The 1747-nt window shown below is 62.4% G+C and carries 1 protein-coding gene; it reads right to left on the bottom strand.

The window, feature by feature from the left end:
* Window positions 1-139 precede the first annotated feature (139 nt).
* A complete protein-coding gene (locus tag AB4Z46_RS35225) occupies window positions 140-1618 on the bottom strand; it encodes a DUF1254 domain-containing protein (protein ID WP_442288194.1) in 1479 nt (492 codons plus the stop codon).
* Window positions 1619-1747: the final 129 nt, after the last annotated feature.

Below are 1747 nucleotides of genomic sequence, written 5' to 3'. Positions count from 1 at the left end.
GGGCCCGTTGCAGCCTTTCGTTCCTCGGCGCCGAACGGCAGCAATGCGCGTGGAAGCGGCCATTGACGCTGGCCGCGGGTGCCAGAGTGCTTTGCTCGAACGAGGAGGTTCCACGGCCCCGGAAACGAGCCCGCTCCCGCTACTTCGACGCGACGATCCCCGGTGGCTGCCACGTCCCCTCGCCTGCCGGCAGGATCGAAGGCGCCGTTGCCTTGGGGTAGTACAGGCGCATCACCAGGAAGAGGGTGTCGTTCGGCGCGGGCAACCAATTGGATTCCAACGCCCTGCCCGGCGAGTCCTTCTGGACGTAGAGGGTGAGCGACCCGTCCTTGTTCTTCTTCATGCCGGACAGCATCGGTGAGTTGACAAGGTAGCGGTTGATCGGGTTCTTGACCAGGAACTGGCTCTTGCCGTCATACATCGTCACCGACCAGAAGGCGTTCACCGGCGGAAGCTGCCCGGCGGGGAAAGTGATCGTGTAGTTGTGCTTGCTGCCGTCGAGCACTTCGCCCTTTGAGTCGGCCCGAGTAAASGGATACACCGCTTCCACGGCATCGTTCCCGTAGAGACCACCCTTGGCTGCAGCGGCACGCATCAGCCAATCGCCTTTGAAGAAATCCTGGTTGCCGAACAGCGCACCGATGTTCCAGCCGCTGACATTCTTGACGCCGCTGGCGAGGAACTTGTCCACCTTCTCCTCACCCTGCTTCACGCCCAGACCGACGGCCGCCTTGTGCTCCAGCGAAAGATCCTTGAATTCGAAGGTCTTGCCCGGGCCGATGCCGATGCGGGCGAGCCGGGCCCGGACATCCCTGTCTTCCGGCGTCGCGGGGACGAACCGGAGCGCGGCRTCGAGRTACTCGAAGTAGTTTTCCTTGATCCCTTTCGTGGTGGCGGGGAGGAAGCTGATCGCCGGCGCGGCCGGCGGAGCGGGTTGCTTCAGGAATGCGGACAGCGGCTGCGCCTTGTAGCCCGCCTGCAGYTTCTCCACGTTCGGCATGTCGCCGGCATTGAAGAGCTGRGTCCGGAAGGCACTGAGCGCGAAGGGCGTTGTCGAGGTGAATACCTTCTTGATGCCCGGGGGCGTCGCGCCTTTCCAGTCGGGGCCGACCACCATGTAGCTACCTGCCTCGGTCCCCGTGGCGCGAGTGCCGATGTAGCCRTAGTTGTAGGTGTTGCCGTCGATCAACTGCACCGAATAGTAGCGCCGCTTTTCCACCGCCGGCACCGAAATCACCATCGGTTCCGCGCGCAGGTCCAGCCAGAGAAATGAGTACGGAGTGTCGCTGTTGGGGGTGATGATGGCCGTGTCTTGGTAGGTGAAGACGCGAGACTCGTTCTTGATCTGGTTGAACGGCGCCTTGAATTGCGGGCCGCCCTTGTCCACGGCGTATTCGTACATCACGGCATAGTTCATGACGAGCGGCAGCCCGTAGATGAAAGCCTCCTCGGCGATGGCCTTGGTCTCGGCGATGCTGGGCGCGGCAATGCCCTTGGTGGCGTCGGCTTTTGCGGCCTGGGCCACGGGATCGTTCTTGCTGGCGCAGCCCGCAATCAAAGCCACCGCGGCAGTGGAGATCGCTGCCCACTTCACGAGCGAGGGAAGTTCCGCTTTCATATTTACCTTTAGTCCAAAGATCCTGATCCGTGCACGATTGCAGCGGCTCGCGCGATGATGACACCGACCCCAATGGGTTGGCTACTGCCCCAAAGGGCAGTGCCGATGCATCTTGGTCTGAGGTACTAC

Origin of the sequence: Variovorax sp. M-6 (assembly GCF_052114385.1) — a bacterium.
Taxonomy (GTDB): domain Bacteria; phylum Pseudomonadota; class Gammaproteobacteria; order Burkholderiales; family Burkholderiaceae_C; genus Variovorax.
This window is presented reverse-complemented; position numbering and strand designations above follow the sequence as displayed.